The organism is Methylobacterium organophilum (assembly GCF_022533465.1).
GTDB lineage: Bacteria > Pseudomonadota > Alphaproteobacteria > Rhizobiales > Beijerinckiaceae > Methylobacterium > Methylobacterium organophilum.
The window spans coordinates 265,165-278,327 of record NZ_CP092848.1 but is presented as its reverse complement, the minus strand read 5'-3'; the positions used below and the strand labels follow the sequence as shown (position 1 = coordinate 278,327).

At 71.4% G+C, this 13,163-nt stretch carries 17 protein-coding genes; 6 read left to right on the top strand and 11 right to left on the bottom strand.

Annotated features, from left to right (window positions below; translation table 11 throughout):
* Positions 1–3: 3 nt before the first annotated feature.
* Positions 4–1,212, bottom strand: coding sequence for an efflux RND transporter periplasmic adaptor subunit (locus MMB17_RS01305; RefSeq protein WP_420847316.1), 1,209 nt, complete (start codon positions 1,210–1,212; stop codon positions 4–6).
* A gap of 227 nt (positions 1,213–1,439) precedes the next feature.
* On the opposite strand from MMB17_RS01305, the gene MMB17_RS01300 reads away from it, so the two are divergent.
* Positions 1,440–1,622 (top strand): hypothetical protein, encoded by a 183-nt coding sequence (locus tag MMB17_RS01300; protein ID WP_238309676.1) that lies wholly within the window; start codon positions 1,440–1,442, stop codon positions 1,620–1,622.
* Positions 1,623–1,652: 30 nt separating this feature from the next.
* On the opposite strand, the gene speB is transcribed toward MMB17_RS01300, so the two are convergent.
* Positions 1,653–2,702, bottom strand: coding sequence for an agmatinase (speB, locus tag MMB17_RS01295; RefSeq protein ID WP_241100794.1), 1,050 nt, complete (start codon positions 2,700–2,702; stop codon positions 1,653–1,655).
* Positions 2,703–2,817: 115 nt separating this feature from the next.
* Between speB and MMB17_RS01290 the strand changes: the two genes are divergently transcribed.
* Positions 2,818–3,873: a hypothetical protein gene (locus MMB17_RS01290; RefSeq protein WP_241100793.1), complete on the top strand. Its 1,056-nt coding sequence runs from the start codon at positions 2,818–2,820 to the stop codon at positions 3,871–3,873.
* Positions 3,813–4,229, top strand: a complete 417-nt coding sequence (locus MMB17_RS01285; RefSeq protein WP_241100792.1) for a TIGR04222 domain-containing membrane protein — start codon at positions 3,813–3,815, stop codon at positions 4,227–4,229. The genes MMB17_RS01290 and MMB17_RS01285 overlap by 61 nt, the downstream gene beginning before the upstream one ends.
* A gap of 6 nt (positions 4,230–4,235) precedes the next feature.
* On the opposite strand, the gene MMB17_RS01280 is transcribed toward MMB17_RS01285, so the two are convergent.
* The 6 genes from MMB17_RS01280 to ubiE form a co-directional block, all read right to left on the bottom strand.
* Positions 4,236–4,550 carry a hypothetical protein gene (locus MMB17_RS01280; RefSeq protein WP_241100791.1) on the bottom strand — a complete coding sequence of 105 codons (315 nt, stop codon included), beginning with the start codon at positions 4,548–4,550 and terminating at the stop codon, positions 4,236–4,238.
* 81 nt (positions 4,551–4,631) lie between these two features.
* A complete protein-coding gene (gene coaBC / locus MMB17_RS01275; protein WP_241100790.1) occupies positions 4,632–5,870 on the bottom strand; it encodes a bifunctional phosphopantothenoylcysteine decarboxylase/phosphopantothenate--cysteine ligase CoaBC in 1,239 nt (412 codons plus the stop codon).
* A 63-nt stretch (positions 5,871–5,933) separates the two neighbouring features.
* Positions 5,934–6,212 carry a type II toxin-antitoxin system RelE/ParE family toxin gene (locus MMB17_RS01270; RefSeq protein WP_241100789.1) on the bottom strand — a complete coding sequence of 93 codons (279 nt, stop codon included), beginning with the start codon at positions 6,210–6,212 and terminating at the stop codon, positions 5,934–5,936.
* A complete protein-coding gene (locus MMB17_RS01265; protein ID WP_241100788.1) occupies positions 6,209–6,436 on the bottom strand; it encodes a hypothetical protein in 228 nt (75 codons plus the stop codon). The genes MMB17_RS01270 and MMB17_RS01265 overlap by 4 nt, the downstream gene beginning before the upstream one ends.
* A gap of 116 nt (positions 6,437–6,552) precedes the next feature.
* On the bottom strand, positions 6,553–8,115 hold the full coding sequence (ubiB, locus tag MMB17_RS01260) for a 2-polyprenylphenol 6-hydroxylase (RefSeq protein ID WP_241102306.1): 1,563 nt from the start codon (positions 8,113–8,115) through the stop codon (positions 6,553–6,555).
* 25 nt (positions 8,116–8,140) lie between these two features.
* Positions 8,141–8,926, bottom strand: coding sequence for a bifunctional demethylmenaquinone methyltransferase/2-methoxy-6-polyprenyl-1,4-benzoquinol methylase UbiE (ubiE, locus tag MMB17_RS01255; RefSeq protein ID WP_241100787.1), 786 nt, complete (start codon positions 8,924–8,926; stop codon positions 8,141–8,143).
* Positions 8,927–9,024: 98 nt separating this feature from the next.
* On the opposite strand from ubiE, the gene mutM reads away from it, so the two are divergent.
* Entirely contained in the window at positions 9,025–9,921 is an 897-nt protein-coding gene (mutM, locus tag MMB17_RS01250; RefSeq protein ID WP_241100786.1) for a bifunctional DNA-formamidopyrimidine glycosylase/DNA-(apurinic or apyrimidinic site) lyase, read from the top strand.
* Positions 9,922–9,946: 25 nt separating this feature from the next.
* Here the strand turns inward: mutM and MMB17_RS01245 are convergent, their stop codons facing one another.
* The 3 genes from MMB17_RS01245 to MMB17_RS01235 are packed head-to-tail and all read right to left on the bottom strand — an operon-like array spanning position 9,947 to position 11,354.
* A complete protein-coding gene (locus MMB17_RS01245; RefSeq protein WP_238309686.1) occupies positions 9,947–10,294 on the bottom strand; it encodes a helix-turn-helix domain-containing protein in 348 nt (115 codons plus the stop codon).
* Positions 10,294–10,587, bottom strand: a complete 294-nt coding sequence (locus MMB17_RS01240) for a BrnT family toxin (protein ID WP_241100785.1) — start codon at positions 10,585–10,587, stop codon at positions 10,294–10,296. Before MMB17_RS01240 ends, MMB17_RS01245 begins: the two co-directional genes overlap by 1 nt.
* Positions 10,588–10,628: 41 nt before the next feature.
* Positions 10,629–11,354 (bottom strand): glutathione S-transferase, encoded by a 726-nt coding sequence (locus MMB17_RS01235; RefSeq protein ID WP_241100784.1) that lies wholly within the window; start codon positions 11,352–11,354, stop codon positions 10,629–10,631.
* A gap of 186 nt (positions 11,355–11,540) precedes the next feature.
* Here MMB17_RS01235 and MMB17_RS01230 point away from each other — a divergent pair, with 186 nt between their 5' ends.
* Entirely contained in the window at positions 11,541–11,978 is a 438-nt protein-coding gene (locus MMB17_RS01230; RefSeq protein WP_238309689.1) for a DUF3429 domain-containing protein, read from the top strand.
* A 25-nt stretch (positions 11,979–12,003) separates the two neighbouring features.
* Entirely contained in the window at positions 12,004–13,161 is a 1,158-nt protein-coding gene (locus MMB17_RS01225; protein ID WP_241100783.1) for an FAD-dependent oxidoreductase, read from the top strand.
* Positions 13,162–13,163 lie beyond the last annotated feature (2 nt).

Genomic DNA, 13,163 nt, shown 5'->3' with positions numbered 1-13,163 from the left:
TCCTCAGCGCGGCTCGGCGGAGGCTTGTGCGGCCCCTTGCGCGGCTCCCGCCGGGAGCACGGCCCGCACCCGGTCGCCGTCGCGCAGGAAGGAGCCCGCCCGCGCCACCACCGTCTCGCCCGCGGCGATGCCGGAGCGGATCTCGGTATAGCCGCCCGCGGAGAGGCCGGTGGCGACCTTGCGCGCCTCGACCTTGCCCTCGCGCACGGCGAGCACGCTGGCCGAGCCGTCGGCGCCGTAGAGCACCGCGGCGAGTGGCACCGAGATGCCGTTGCGCCGGGCGACCTCGACCTTGCCGCGGGCGAAGGCGCCGATATGCAGGGACGGATCGGGATCGAGGCTGATGCGGACCTTGCCGAGCCGGGTCGTGCGATCGACCTCCGGATAGACCCGGCGCACCCGCCCCTTCAGGCTGCCGCCTTCGCTGAGGTCGAGCTCGGCCGGATCGCCGGCCTTGAGACGGGGCAGAGCCGTCTCCGGTACCTCGCCCTCGAGCTCGATCTCGCCCCGGGCGATCAGGCGGAACAGCGGCTCGCCGACCGCCGTGGCGGTGGCGCCGACGCGGGCGGTGCGGCGGTTGACGATGCCGCCTTCGGGCGCGCGGATCTCGGTGCGGGCACGGCGCAGGGCGATCTCCCCCGCCTGGGCCTTGGCCGTGGCGAGGTCGGCCTGCGCCGCCTCCAGCCCGCCCCGGGCGGCGTCGAGCCGGCCGCGGGCGCCTTGGGCCGCGGAGACGCGCTGCTCCAGGGTGGCGGGGGTGGCGTTGCCGGTCCTCACCAGGGCCTGGGCGCGCTCCAGGGACTGGCTCGCCTCGAGCTGTGCCGCCTCCGCCTGGACGATCTGGCTGCGGGCCTGGACGATCGCCGCCTGGGCCCGGGCGATGGCGGCGGCGTTGGCCGCCTCCTGCGTCTCGATCATCTCCAGGGAGAGCCGGGCGAGCACCTGGCCGGTGGCGACGCGGTCGCCCTCTTCCACCAGAAGCTCGGTGATGCGCAGGCCCTCGATCTCCGGGGCGACCAGGATCTCGTCGCGGGGCACCAGCGTGCCCGTGACCACGGCGCGCTCCACGATCTCGCGGGGCTCGGCGGCGACCACGCTCACGGCAGGGGGCGGGGCCACCGTCTGGGTCGCGGCCGGCGTCTCGGCGGCACGGGCCGGCATCGTGCCCGCTGCGAGCGCAGCGAGGAGGAGGGCAAGGCGAGCGAAGGTCATGGGAAGCGCGGATACTCGGCAGGAGTCGGCGCTCCCCTGTCGGGTCCTGTCGAGGCGGATCGGCGATTTCATGGCGATCGACCCCGCATCGCGACGAGGCGCGAAGCCTCGCCACCTGTGTAGCATGAAAGCCACGCCTTGACTTGCCGCCCCCGGGGCAGCGCCCGCGAAACCTATGAGTCAGCCGCACGTTGACCGGCGGACAGACATCCACCGGACGACCAGCGATGAGCATCTTCCAGATTCGCCAAAAGGCGAGCGGGACCATCCTCTGGACCGGCAGCGCGGCCGACGAGCGCAACGCGCTCGACGCCATGGCCCGCAAGGCCGGCTACACCGACTTCGCCTCCCTGCCCGAAACCATCCGGGCCGGTGGTATCGAGACCGCCAAGCTCGACCTCATCTCGTAAGCGGCCCACCCGTGCACGGGAGGGGGTCGCTTACGGAAGCGGACCGCCCTGTCCGCTCCGGCCTCCCTCCGATCCGGCCTTCGCGCCGTGCCGTCGGTCCATCGCCTCGGCGAGCAGGCAGAGGATCTCGAAGAGCAGCGTCGCCCCCGCCATCGCGGTGATGCCGGAGGGATCGAGCGGCGGGGCCACTTCCACCAGATCGGCGCCGACGAGATCGAGGCCGCGGAGCGCGCGCACGAGATGCAATGCCTCCCGGGCGGTGAAGCCGCCCATTTCCGGCGTGCCGGTGCCCGGGGCATAGGCGGGGTCGAGGGCGTCGATGTCGAAGCTGAGATAGGCCGGGGCGCTCCCGATCACGGCGCGGGCTTCGGCCGCGACTTCCGGCAGGCCGCGGGCGCAGACCTCGTCCATCGGCACGATGCGCACGCCCTGCGACCGGGCCCAGTCCAGTTCGTCCGGGCTGTCGATGGTGCCGCGCAGGCCGATCTGGATCATGCGGCGCGGATCGAGCACGCCGTCCTCGATCGCACGCCGGAACGGAGTGCCGTGGGTGAGCCGCGAGCCCCCGTATTGCGAATCGTCCGTGTCGCTGTGGGCGTCGATATGGACGAGACCGAGGGGGCGGCCGGCTCCGAGCGCCCGCAACACGGGATAGGTCACGAAATGGTCGCCGCCGACGGAGAGCGGCACCAGGCCGGCTTGCGCCAGGGGCGCGAGGAAGGCCTCGATCCGCCGCGCCGTCTCCGCCGCGTCCACCGGATTGACCGCCACGTCGCCGAGATCCGCGCAGGCGGCGAGGGCGAAGGGGGCGATGCCGGTCGCCGCATTGATCGGCCGGAGGCCGGTCGAGGCCTCGCGCACGCCCCGCGGCCCGAGCCGTGCCCCGGGCCGGTTGGTGGTGGTGCCGTCGAAGGGGATGCCGATCAGGCCGATCTCGACCGTGCCCGGCGCCCGTGCCGGATTGATCACCGGCAGGCGCAGGAAGCTCGCAAGGCCGGAGAAGCGCGGGCTGTCCATGCCCGAGAGGGGCCGCAGCCGGTTCGGCCGGCCCGGATCGTCCGGTTTCGTCTCCTCACCCATCCTGCGCCTCCCCGGCTTGCACGGTCCTGACATCGGCCGGTGCGGGCAGCCCGCAAGGGCGCGCCCGGCAATTATGGTATCATCGCTCCGGTATCCACGACCTGGGGAGGGCGGGATGCGAAACGACGCGACGGATGTCTGGACGCCGGAGCGGTGGGCGCTCTGGCAACGGATCGAGGCCCATCCCTTCGAGCGGGCGGACCAAGCCCTCGACTTCACGGAACGCCTCGCCCGGGACCGGGGCTGGACCCGCGAGGCCGCCCGGGGCGCGGTGGCGGAGTATCGCCGCTTCTGTTTCCTCGCGATGGTCTCGGACACGCCCGTCACCCCGAGCGAGGAGGTGGACGAGGTCTGGCACCAGCACCTCACCTATTCCCGCGATTACTGGGACGTCTGGTGCGGCAGCGTGCTGGGTCGCCGCCTGCATCACGACCCGACCGCGGGCGGGGTGGCCGAGCAGGCCCGCTTCTGCGCGCAATATGCCGAGACGCTGGCCTTCTACGAGGGCTTCTTCGGACCGCCGGACCCCGTCTTCTGGCCCGGGACCGCGTCCCGCTTCCGGGGTCGGCCCCGCTATCGCATGGTCGATACCGACCGCGTGCTGATCCTGCCGCGACCGCGCCTGCGCGGCGCGCTCGCTCTCCTCGGTCTGGCCGGTCTCTGGCCCCAGCCGGCCCAGGCGCTGCCGCTCAACCCGCTCGACTGGACGGCGGAGCCCTTCCTCACGCTCTATGCCGGCCTGATCGGGGCCTGCGTCGTCCTTTCCGTCGTCCTGCGCTTCCGGATGCGGGGGGAGGGGACCTTTCTGCGCAACCAGATCCTCGATCCCATCAGCCTCGCCTATCTTGCTGGCGGCTACCGGCGGGCGGCGGACACGGTGATCATCGGCCTCGTCCAGGCGGGAGCGGCGGCCTATGGCGTGGGAACCGGCGTCGTCATCGTCGAGGATCGCGACGTGCCGCTGCCGCCGGAACTGCAGCCCTTTCGCGGCGCGATCCTCGGCCGGAACGAGCGCGACCCCCTGCTCAAGGCACTGGTGCCCCGCCTCGAACCGATGCGGGACAAGCTGATCCGGGCCGGCCTTCGCCGAGCGATGAGCGGCTCTTCGCGATGGCGGTCGCGACGGCGGCTTTGTATCTGTCCGTCATCGCCTTCGGCATTGCGAAGATGATCGTCGGCCATGGTCGCGGCAACCCGATCGGCTTCCTGGTCTTCCTGACCGTCATCGCCCTCGCCCTCGGCGTGGTCACCCTGCTCTGGCGCCCGACCCGGACCTGGGCGGGGGACGCGGTGATCGCGCAATCGCGCATCCGGCACGCCCGATCCGCCCGCGCCCCGCGCGCGGACCGGGACGACTTGCTCTTCGCCTTCGCCCTGGTCGGCGCCATCGCCCTGATCGGCACGCCCTTCGCCAGCTACGGCCACGCCCTGCGCGGTTCGGGCAATAGCAGCGGCTGTGGCGGGGGCGGCAGCGGTTGTGGGGGCGGTGGCGGCGGGGGAGGGGGCTGCGGCGGCTGCGGAAGCTGAGCCGACCTAACCGCGCTGGCGGCTGCGCAGGCTGCTTTCCTCGCCGGAGGTGTCCGGACTCGGGCCGGAGGAGCCGGTGCGGTTGGTCTCCTCCCGGCCTTCCCGGCCCCCGCCCTGGCGGGCACCGACATGGTCCTGGAACTGCTCGGTCTGGATGTGGCGGCTGTCGAGGCCGCGGGCGTCGCTGTGCTGAGCCTTGTCGCGGTTGCTCAGCACCTGGTTCTCTTCGAGCAGGCCTTCGGGCAGGTCCGTCATCGCCCCGGTGCCGCTGCCCTTGCCCTTGGCGCCGATTCCCATGTCGTGCTTGTCGGCCTTGGCCATCGCCTCGCTCCTTCGTGCGGCGAAAGGGGAGGGCGGGATCTGGCCCCGGCACGCCCGGAAGCAAGCGCGGCGGGGGCAAATTTAAGAGGCCGTGCCGCCGGAACCCCGGGCCGCGAGCAGGGTTGCGAAGCGCTCCACGAGCTTGCGGCCGACCTCCTCCTTGCCGAGCTTCGGCCAGGTCTCGAGTCCGCCGTCGCGGGTGAGCAGGTGGACCGTGTTCTCCGTGCCGCCCATCACCCCGCCCTCCGGCGAGACGTCGTTGGCCACGAGCAGGTCGCAGCCCTTCTTGGCGAGCTTCCGGCGGGCATTGTCGAGCACGTCGTCGGTCTCGGCGGCGAAACCCACCACCAGAGCCGGGCGGTTCTCCTGGCGCGCGCTGATCGTGGCGAGGATGTCCGGATTCTCGACGAGGGTCAGGGGCGGGACCTGCCGGCCGTCCTTCTTGATCTTGCCGGAGCGGATCTCGGCGGGGCGCCAGTCGCCGACCGCGGCGGCGAAGATCGCGAGGTCGGCGGGCAGCGCCGCCTCCACCGCCGCGAGCATCTCCCGGGCGCTCTCCACCCGCACGACGGCGACGCCCCGCGGGTCGGTAATCGTCACGGGGCCGGAGACGAGGGTCACCTGCGCACCGGCGGCGGCCGCAGCGGCGGCGATGGCGTGGCCCTGGCGGCCGGAGGAGCGGTTGGCGAGGTAACGCACGGGGTCGATCGGCTCGTGCGTCGGCCCGGAGGTGACGAGGACGCGCCGGCCCGCGAGGGGCCCGGCGGCTCCGCCGAGCATGGCTTCGAGGGCATCGGCGATCTCGTTTGGTTCGGCCATCCGGCCGGGGCCGAACTCGGCCTCCGCCATGGCGCCCGCGTTGGGGCCGACCACGTGCACCCCGTCCCGCCGCAGGGTTTCGAGGTTCCGCTGCGTGGCCGGATGCTGCCACATCCGCACGTTCATGGCCGGCGCGATCAGGATCGGCAGGGTGGTGGCGAGCAGCACGGTGGAGGCGAGGTCCGGCGCGAGGCCGTGGGCCATGCGGCCCATCAGGTTGGCGGTGGCCGGCGCGACCACGACCGCATCCGCGTCCCGGGCGAGCTTGATATGGCCGATATCCGCCTCGTCCGCCCGGTCGAACAGGTCGGTATGCGCCCGCTCCCCGGCGAGCGCCGCCGCTGCTAGCGGCGTGACGAACTCCTCCGCTGCCTTGGTGAGCACCGGCCGCACCCGCGCCCCGCGCTCGCGCAGGCGCCGGATCAGGTCGAGCGCCTTGTAGGCGGCGATGCCGCCCCCGACGATCAGGAGGACACGGCGGCCGGAGAGGGGCTGGTTCATGCGCGCAGAACGGGGCTTTGCGGGCGCGGCGTCAAGGGTGGCGCGGTGCGGAGCGGGCTGCTCTCAAACAAGCGGTCGTCGGGCGGTGTGGCGCAGGGTGCGGATGACGATCTCGCCGTCGCCCAGGCGGTAGGTGAACACGTAGGGATAGGGCGTGATCACGATACGCCGAATATTGCGCCGCCCGGTCGCTTGGCCGACCTGCGGATGCCGCAGCAGCAGATCCATTGCGTCCTGGATGCGCCTCTGCACGGCGCGGGCGCCCGGCGGATGAAGCTGCGCGATCTCGGTAAGGATCTGGTCGAGCTGACGGGCCGCCGTTCGCGTCAGGCGGAGCTTCATAGGCCATGCTTGGCCCAGATGGCCCGCACCTCCTCATCGGTCGCATATTCGCCGCGCGCCTCTTCGGCGTCGGCCGCATCCTGCTCCGCCTCTTCCTCCGGCGTGAACCGGTAGGCCGCCCGGGCCTCGCCGGCCAGGGCGAGCATCACGCGTGCGATCTCGTCCTGCATGTCCGGGGAGAGTTCCCGCGCGGTCGCGACCGCCTTTTCGAGCAGGTCCGTCATGGCTCCCTCCACAGGGTGAGTCCGCACTCGGAGAGCCTCCATTGTGCAACGGCCTACGCGCCTTGCAAGCGCCGCTGCGCGGAGCCGCTGACATCCCGGTCGGATCGACCCTCACCTCACCGGAACGCCATCACCAGCGCGCCCACCGCGATGGCCCAGAGGGCCACGGTCGACCAGATCGCCCGGCGGCGCTCCAGCTTGGCGATGCGCTCCATGGCCTTCACGTCGCGCGAGCCCTCCTCGTCGAGGCGGATCATGATGCGGCGCAGGCGCTGGGCGATGTCGGGGATGTCGGTGAGCACGTCCGAGAGGGTGAGGGCGGCCCGTCCCGCGCTTTCCAGCCGGCCGATCGGGCCCATGTTGCGGGCGATCCAGCTGCGCACCACTGGCTCGGCGCCGGTCCACATGTCGAGCTGCGGATCGAGGGAGCGGGCGACGCCCTCCACCACCACCATGGTCTTCTGCAGCATCACCAGCTCGGTGCGCGTGCTCATGTCGAAGAGCGCGGTCACGTCGAAGAGCAGGGTGAGCACCTTGGCCATCGAGATCTCGTCGGCCCGGCGCTGGTGGATCGGCTCGCCGATGGCGCGGATGGCCTGGGCGAAATCCTCCACGGAATGGTGGCGGGGCACGTAGCCCGCCTCGAAATGCACCTGGGCCACCCGCTTGTAGTCGCGCAGGATGAAGCCGAGCAGGATCTCGGCCAGGAAGCGCCGCTCGTTCAGCCCGAGCCGGCCCATGATGCCGAAATCCACCGCGACGAGGCGGCCTTCCTTGTCCGCGAACAGGTTTCCGGGATGCATGTCGGCGTGGAAGAAGCCGTCCCGGATCGCCTGGCGCAGGAAGGACTGGATCACCGTGCGCCCCAGCGCCCGCACGTCGAGGCCGGAGGCGAGCAGGGTCTCCCGGTCGTTGAGGCGGATGCCGTCGATCCACTCGCTGGTGAGCACGTCCCGCGCCGTGCGCTCCCATTCGGGCCGCGGCACGCGGAAATCGGTGTCGTCCTTGGTGTTCTCGGCGAGCTCGGACATGGCCGCGGCTTCGAGCCGGAAATCCATCTCCATCATCACCGAGCGGGCGAGGATCTCGACCACCTCCCGCGGGCGCAGGCGCTCGGCATCCGGCAGCAGGGCGTGGACGATGCGCGCCATGAAGCGCATCGCCTGCAATTCGCGCTGGAACTGCACGCGGATGCCCGGACGCATCACCTTCACGGCGACGTTGCGCAGGGTCCCGTCTGCGTCGAGGATCTGCGCCTTGTGCACCTGGGCGATGGAGGCCGCCGCCACCGGCAGGCTGAACTCCACGAAGCTCTCGCGGAGCGGCCGGCCGAGATCGCGTTCGACCACCCGCACCGCCTCCTCCTGCGGGAAGGGCGGCACCCGGTCCTGCAGACGCTCCAGGTCGCGCGCCGCGGCCATGCCGACGATGTCGGGTCGTGTTGCCAGGAACTGGCCGAACTTGACGTAGGACGGGCCGAGCCGGGTCATGGCCCGCTCCAGGGGGCTCGCCCCCGGCTGGTCGCCGACGCCCTTGCGCTCCAGCGAGCGGCCGACCTTCAGCGCCAGGCGCAGATGCGGCGGCAGCGAGCCGGGATCGATCAGCGCGAGCCCGCCCTCGCGCGCGAGCACGAAGCCGACATGCACCCCCCGGGCGAGGTGAAACAGCCCGCCTAGCAAAACCGCCCCCGCATGCACGCCACGATCAGGCGACCTTCCAGCCGGAATGGATGGCGACGATGCCGCCGGAGAGCACCCGGTGCGTCACGCGGGAAAAACCCGCCTCCTCGATCATGCCCGCGAAGGTGAGCGGCGAGGGGAACTTGCGGATCGATTCCACGAGGTACTGGTAGGATTCGCGGTCGCCCGCGACCTTCGCGCCGATGCGCGGGATCACGTGGAAGGAATAGGCGTCGTAGATCTTCTCAAGAACGGGCACGTCGACGCGGGAGAATTCGAGGCAGAGGAAGCGGCCGCCGGGCTTGAGCACGCGATAGGCCTCGGCCAGGGCCACCGGGATGCGCGGCACGTTCCGGATGCCGAAGGCGATGGTGTAGCCGTCATAGGTGCCGGCCGGCAGCGGCAGGGCCTCGGCATTGCCGGTGACGAATGCGATCCGCTCGCCGTAGCGGCCCGCCGCCCGTTCGGCGCCGACGCGGAGCATGGCCTCGTTGATGTCGAGCACCGTCACCCGCGTCTGCGGGCCGCCGGCTTCGAGGGTGCGGAAGGCGATGTCGCCCGTGCCGCCGGCCACGTCGAGATGGTGGAAGGGCGCGCTCCTGGACGGGCGCAGCATGGAGATGAGGTGCGACTTCCAGGCCCGGTGCAGGCCGCCGGACATCAGGTCGTTCATCAGGTCGTAGCGCTTGGCGACCGAGCGGAACACGTCGTCCACGCGCCCCTGCTTCTCGGAGAGGCGCACCGTCTTGAAGCCGAAATCGGCGGTGTCCTCGGAGATGTTCCCGGCGGCGGTCCCGTCTCTGCGCGTCATCGACCCATCCTGATTGTCCGGGCCTCATAGCGAATGCGGCGCCCCGCCGCCATCGGTGCCGCGTGCACGCGGCGACGCGGGCGGCTATATCCACCACCATGCCCGAATTGCCTGAAGTCGAGACCGTGCGCCGGGGCCTGAGCCCGGCCCTGGTCGGCGCCCGTTTCGCCCGCGTCACCCTCAACCGGCCGGACCTGCGCTTCCCGTTTCCGAAGAACTTTTCCCGGCGCCTCGAAGGCCGCACGGTGCTGGAGCTCGGAAGGCGGGCGAAATACCTCACCGCCGCGCTGGATTCCGGCGAGACGCTGATCATGCATCTCGGCATGAGCGGCCGCTTCGACGTGCGGCTGCCGGACGGGGCCACCCTCTCGCCGGGCGACTTCTACCTCGAGGGCGCCCTCGGCAACGCCAAGCATGACCACGTGGTGATGGCGATGGGGAGCGGGGCCACCATCACCTACAACGATGTGCGCCGCTTCGGCTTCATGGACCTCGTGCCGAGCGCGACGCTCCAGGCCAGCAAGCATTTCGCGGCCATGGGCATCGAGCCCCTGAGCGAGGCGCTCGACGGCGCGGCCATCGCCCGGCTGTTCCGCCACCGCATCACGCCGCTGAAGGCCGCCCTGCTCGACCAGCGGCTGATCGCGGGCCTCGGCAACATCTATGTCTGCGAGGCCCTGCACCGCGCTGGTCTGCATCCGAGCCTGCCCGCGGGGGCCCTCGCCAAGCCCGACGGCACCCCGACGCCCAAGGCGAAGCGGCTCGCCAAGGAGATCAAGGCGGTCCTGACCGAGGCGGTGGCGGCGGGCGGCTCGACGCTGCGCGACTACGCCCAGCCGGACGGCGCCCGCGGCGCCTTCCAGCACGGCTTCCGCGTCTACGACCGCGTCGGCCACGCCTGCACGGCGAAGGGCTGCACCGGGCGGATCGCCCGGATGGTCCAGAGCGGGCGCTCGACGTTCTATTGCGAGGTGTGCCAGGTGCTGCCGGGTTGAGCCCCAGCATGGCTGGTCTGTCCTCTCAGACGGTCGCTTCGGGCACGCGCCGCTGCGGCTCCTCTTGAGAGAGCAGCCGGAAGGCGTGGCTCGGATCGGCGGCGATCAACCCGAGCAGCGTGCGTGCGGCCGGATCCGGCAGCTTCCGGTTCTGCTCCCAGTTGCGGATCGTACCGACCGGGATACGAAGCAGGGCGGCGAAGGCCTCCTGGGTGAGCCCAAGCATGCGGCGCACTTCCTGTGACGGCGGAACGATGAGTCGACCGTCCTCCGCCTCATCCGGATCGTCCCCGTCCTCAATGGCGTGCCGGCGGATTTCCTCTTCCGTCGTGGCGGCAATCCGCGCCCGATCAATGTCGGGCTGCTGCCGCATCAGTTCCGCGAGAGAGCGTTTCGCCATTGTCGGCACTCCTTCTCATAGGCTCTGCGAGCGGAGATGATCCAATAGACAATCTCACCACTTGCATTCCGGCGCTCGGTGAACACGACGACGTAAGGAAATCCGTCGATCTCGCCGAGAGCCTGCAGGCGCACCTCTCCGTAATCTCGGCGGCCGTCGATCCTGATCCAGATGTCACCGCTGAAGATCCGTGCGGCGTAATCGAAGCCGAAGCCGCGCCTTCGACGGCACGCCTCACTTTTCTCGTCGTGCCAATCGAAGATCACCCTGGCATTCTACGCCTAAGGCGTAGAATGCTCAAAGCGGTTCAGCCATCCAACTCCGGATACCGCCGGAAAATCCCCTGTTCGTTGAAGGGGATCCGCCGGTCGCTGGCGAGATAGGCTTCGATCCGCGGCAGGTGGGCGACAGAGGCGGCGAGCGCGGTCACGAGGGGAGTGTCGTCGAGGGCGCCGGCGCTCGCCTTGGGGAAGGCGTAGCGCAGGCCCTCGACGAGCTGGAACAGGGAGAGGTCGGCGTAGCTCACCCGGTCGCCGACGAGATGGTCGGGGCCGGCGGGGTTGCGCATCAGGACGCGCTCGAACCAGTGCAGGTATTTCGGGATGCGGTTCCGGCGGAATTCCTCGGCCTTGCGCAGGGCCTCGGTCTTCTGGTCCTCGTAATAGAGGCCGTTCCCCACCGGATGATGGGTATCGTGGGTCTCGGCGACGATGTCGGCGAGGGTGAGCTGGATCTGGTGGGTCCAGATCCTGTCTTGCTCACCATCCCCGACGAGGCCGAGGCGGGGGCCGAGATAGAGCAGGATCGCCGCCGTCTGGCCGACGACGACATCGCCGTCCTTGAGATAGGGCGGGGCGAAGGGCGGCCGCAGGGGCTCGTCCTGGAGGCCGTTCATCAGGGCGTCGGGGCCGCCGCCCTCGTCTTCGGGCAGGCGGGCGACGTCGACATACTCGGCTCCGGCCTGCTCCAGGGCCAGGCGCACGAACTCGCCCCGCCCCTGGATCGTCGGCCAGTAGTGAAGCTCGTAGGCCATGGCGGCGCTCCTCTCGGTTCCCGGTCTCAACGCGGCCACCGCGTCCCCGTGTTCCAGCCCCCCGGGCCGGACGGCGTGCTGCGACGCAGCGGACACCGGTAGACCCTGGAATCGCGGCGGGATGGCCGTATAGGATCGTCCCCGCGGTTGCCCGATCCTCGTGCGGCCTGGACACCGGGAGAGGGCATGCGCCGCCTGAGCACGCCGCCCATGAGCGCGATGGTCCTCGGGGTGGCCGGTCTCATCCCCTTTCTCGGCTTCGCGGCGCTCGCGGTCAGCGGTTACGACGGCGGCTTCGGCACGCTCGGCCTGTCGCCGCGGACCATCCTCTCGGCCTATGGCGCGGTGATCGCCTCCTTCCTCGGCGGTATCCGCTGGGGTGCGGCGGCGGCCGGCGGCGCCGCGGGCGCGGATTACCTCATCGCCATCGTGCCCTCGGTCTTCGCCTGGGCAGCCCTGGCCGCGCCGGCGCCGTGGGACCTGCGCATCCTTGGCGCGTTGGTCCTGCTGTGGGGCTTCGTCGACCAGGACCTGTCCCGGCGCGGCCTCGCCCCCCACTGGCTGAGCCGGATGCGGCTGATCCTGTCGGGGGTCGCGGGGCTGGCGCTCCTGGTCGCCGCCTGAGGACACGGAGAGCGAGGAGGTGAGGATGGCCGTTCCCGAGAGAACCGACATCCTCATCTGCGGCGCCGGCCCTTCGGGCTTGGCGCTCGCCGTCGCCCTCGCCCATCGCGGCATCCCGTTCCTGCTCTGCGACCGCCTCGCGGAGGGGCAGAACACCTCCCGCGCCGCCGTCGTCCATGCCCGCACCCTGGAGCGGCTGGAGATGCTCGGCGTCGCCGAGACCCTGGTGGCACAGGGCAATCCGGTGCCCGTCTTCACCATGCGGGAGCGGGACGAGGTGCTCCTGCGCCTCGATTTCTCCGGCCTGCCGACCGCCTATCCCTATGCCCTGATCCTGCCGCAGAACCGGACCGAGGCCGCCCTGCGCCAGCGGCTCCGGGAGCTCGGCGGGGCGATCCACTGGCGGCACGCCGTCGAGAGCGTGGCGGTGAAAGGGGAGGGGGCGGAGGTCGTCCTGCGGGACGAGGCGGAGACCCTCGCCACCGTCTCGGCCCGCTTCGTCGTGGCCGCGGACGGTTTCCACAGCACCGTGCGGGAGGCGGCGGGCATCCCGTTCCGCACGGGGACCTATGCCCAGTCCTTCGTCCTGGCGGATGTTCGGGGCTCGTGGCCCCTCGGCGCCCAGGAGGTGCAGCTCTTCCTCGGCGAACGGGGCCTGATGGTCGCGGCGCCCTTCGCGGCTGACCATCTGCGCCTCGTCGCCACCTGCGACGAGGCGGAGCCGCATCCGCCGCTCGACCTGTTCCGCGCGATCCTGGCGGAGCGGGGGCCGGCCGGGGCGCGGCTCGACGCGCTGGTCTGGTCCTCGCGCTTCCGCGTCCATCACGGGGTGGCCGCGCGCTACCGGGCGGGGCCGCTCTTCCTCGTAGGGGACGCCGCCCATGTCCACAGCCCGGCGGGCGGTCAGGGCATGAACACCGGCATCCAGGATGCCATCCGCCTCGGCGCTCTTCTCGCCGACGTGCTGCGGGACGGGGCCGACCCGGCCAGCCTCGACCGCTACGAGGCGGAGCGCCGGCCGGTGGCGGAGGGCGTCGTCGCGATGACCGACCGGATGACCCGCCTCGCGGCCCTGCGCGGGGGCCTGCCCCGCGCCGCCCGCAACCTCCTTTTGCGCGGCGTGGGCCGACTCCCGGCCCTGCGCCGGGTCATCGCAACGCGTATCGCCGAACTCGACGTGTGAGG